2 protein-coding genes are annotated in these 3,530 nt (G+C 39.8%); both read left to right on the top strand.

Going from position 1 to position 3,530, the window contains the following annotated elements; genetic code table 11:
• Positions 1 to 470: efflux RND transporter periplasmic adaptor subunit (locus tag MHN01_RS20610; protein WP_370646530.1), on the top strand; the 470-nt coding region annotated here is incomplete at its 5' end.
• Positions 470 to 3,530, top strand: a 3,061-nt coding sequence (locus MHN01_RS20615) for an efflux RND transporter permease subunit (RefSeq protein WP_239413136.1), incomplete at its 3' end; no start/stop codon positions are given. The genes MHN01_RS20610 and MHN01_RS20615, both read left to right, overlap by 1 nt.

Here is a 3,530-nt window from a genome sequence, read left to right on the forward strand (position 1 = left end):
CAAGCCTTGTAATAAAATCAGAAACTGAGATGCCAGATATTATCACCCTTGAACTTGATGCAGCCCCGGATATATCTATCCCAGCTAAGTTATTAGAATTTGCAGGTAAAGCAGATCCAGCAACTCAAACCTTTGAGGTCCGTTACAGCTTTAAACCTCCGAAGAAACTAGTTATTCTTCCGGGAATGACAGGTACTTTAACTGGTGAATTTTCCCCAACAAAAAAAGAACACTCGAACACTTTTTCTGTTCCACTTAGTTCTATTGTTGCTGATGGTGGTGAGACATATGTTTGGGTATTAGATCAAGTAACAATGACTGTTAGTCGCCGTAATGTACATGTTACTCCAGGTGATGATAATAATGTGTCAGTTAGTAATTTAGAACCCGGAGAAGTTATAATTAGTGCAGGAGCAAACTCTTTATATGAAGGCGTTCAAGTAAGGCAATTTAAGCGCTGGAGCGAATAATGAATATTACGGATTTTTTTATAAAGAGACGCTTATTAAGTATCATTATTATTGGAGCATCTATAGTATTTGGACTTTTATCTTACTTCAGCATGCCCCGTCTGGAGGACCCTGAGTTTTTGATACGAGAAGCTCAGATTATTACAGAATATCCCGGGGCCTCTCCTGAGGAAGTGACCAATGAAGTGTCTGACATTATTGAATCAGAAATTCAAGGGATGCAAGAGATTTCAAAGATAACTGCTACATCATACTTTGGGTATTCAATTATTAAAGTTGAGGCCAAGCATACATTCTCTAAATCACGTGAAGAACTAAACTCGGTATGGATGCGACTACGCAGTAAGATAAACAACGTAGAACGAAATTTGCCCGTTGGAGCAGCTAAACCTCTTGTTAATGACGACTATGGTGATGTATTCGGTCTCTATTATCTAATAACAGGCAACGGATATAGCATTCAAGAGATTGAGGAATATGCCAAAGATCTTCGTAAGGATTTATTGAGCGTTGATGGTGTAGCTAAGATATCTTTGATGGGGGAGCAACAGGAAATCATTACTATCGAAATGTCACGTGATAGAGCAGCGGCACTTGGTGTTTCTATTTCGGATATTTTTAATGATCTAGAGCAGCAGAATGTAATCACCTCAAGTGGGAATCTACTTGTTGGTGAGCAACGACTTGTTATATATCCTACCGGCCAGTTAAATTCAGTAGAAGATATTCGACAAGTGACCATATCTATTGAAAGTAGTAATGACTTGGTAAAATTAGGAGATATTGCATTAGTCAAACGACAAGAGGCTGAACCAGCAATATTATATACTCGTTACAACGGAGAGCCTGCTATTGCATTAGGTATATCTAACGTAAGCGGCACGAATATCGCCAAAATTGGAGCTAATATTCGTCTCAAATTGCAAGAAACGAAACCTAATCGACCACTTGGTATGCATATACATGAATTCTACCATCAAGGGGACGCAGTTAACGAAGCTGTAGATAGTTTTGCGATTAATGTCCTGATTGCTATTTTAATTGTGTTGGTCACTCTGTTGATTTTTATGGGATTGCAATCAGCAACAATTATAGGTTCTGTTCTTGTCATCATTGTGGCAGCAACACTAGCAACTATTGATCTGATGGGAATTCCAATGCACCGAATCTCGCTTGGAGCATTAATTATTGCATTAGGAATGTTAGTTGATAATGCTATTGTTATTACGGATGGAATACTAGTCGGAGTCAAGTCTGGTAAAAGTGTATTACAATCAGCTCGTCAAACTGTTGAACAAACCAAATGGTCCCTATTAGGTGGTACAGTCGTTGGTATTATTGCATTCGCTCCGATCGGTTTTGCACCTGGTGACACAGCTGAATATACCAACCATCTATTTTGGGTAATATTAATTTCACTAACCTATAGCTGGTTTTTTGCAATAGGCATTGTACCTTATTTGGCCAATTTGATTTTTCAGAAAAAATTGGACTTAACCGAGGTACAGGATAATACAGTCAAAAAAGGAATATTATTAAGTGCATATATAGGGCTATTGAATAATGTACTCAAGTATCGTTGGCTAGTAGTGGCGAGCACCATCACTGTATTTTTATCCGCTGTTTGGGGATTAAATAATGTCAAAGAAGGCTTTTTCCCTACGTCGACTACTCCGCAAATTGCAGTGGATTATTGGTTGCCGGAAGGAACTGATATCTCTGTAACTAAACGCGATATCGCTAAGATAGAACAAGAGCTGAAACAGTATGATGGTATAACTGCTATGCATTCCGTTGTTGGCGCGGGTGCCATGCGATACATGTTGATTTACTCTCCGGAATTACCTAATAGCGCCTATGCTCAAATAATCTTGAAAGTTGAAGAACTGGAAATAGTAAACGACCTTATTCAAAAAGTTCAAAGATATCTTGATCAAAACTATCCAAATGCCCAAGCAAGAGTTTGGCGCTTTAGGCTTGGGCCGAGTCAGGGTTCAAAAATTGAGGCTACTTTCTATGGCCCAGAGCCTCAAGAACTTCGCAAGCTGTCACAGCAGGCTATTGATATTATGGCTCGTAACCAACGTGCCACTGCAATAAAAAATAATTGGCGCCAGCAAATCCCTGTCATACGCCCAGAGTATGACTCGATTCGAGGAGGTAGAATTGGAGTTTCGCGTCAAGCTTTCGCTGATTCATTCAATAGCAATTTTTCAGGCAAAATGGTTGGGGTTTATCGAGAGGAAGAGCGCCAGTTACCTATCATTTTCCGAGCTCCGGAAAATGAAAGACGGAGCCTATCGATGGCTAGAGATATTCAAATTCCAAGTTATCTTACAGGAACCACGGTACCCTTATCAGAGAGCCTGAGGGAAATGAATATTTCCTGGATGGATGGGCAAATGCTTCGTGAGAACCGTATATGGACGATGAAAGTTCAAGCTGACCCTGTTCCTGGCGTAAGGGCTTCTGAGTTACTCGCAGAGTTACGTCCACAAATTGAAGCTATTGATTTACCGCCAGGGTATTCTCTTCGATGGGATGGAGAGTTTGGTGATAGTGAAAAAGCTAATGCAGAGCTTGCTACAACGTTACCATTAGGTTTACTTTCAATGGTGTTAGTAGTTGTTATACTTTTCAATGCTATACGCCAAGCAACAATTATTTGGCTTATTGTACCGTTAGCAGTTGTTGGTGTTGTGGCAGGGCTACTATTAACTGATACCCCGTTAGAGTTTATGGGATTACTAGGTCTACTCTCATTATCTGGTTTATTAATTAAAAATGCAATTGTACTAGTTGACCAAATAGATAGTGAAATAAATGATGGTAAGCCTCGGTATGATGCTGTGATAGACTCTACAACCAGCCGTGCCCGTCCAGTTCTAATGGGAGCACTGACTACAATACTAGGAGTAATTCCATTAATTGGGGATGTTTTTTTCGCATCTATGGCGGTCGTAATTGCATACGGCCTTGCATTTGCAACGGTGCTAACCCTTATAGTCTTACCAGCAATTTATGCGATATTTTTTGATATTAAAGAATCAGAATCAGCTG

The organism is Photobacterium sp. OFAV2-7, assembly GCF_022347985.1.
Classification (GTDB): domain Bacteria; phylum Pseudomonadota; class Gammaproteobacteria; order Enterobacterales; family Vibrionaceae; genus Photobacterium.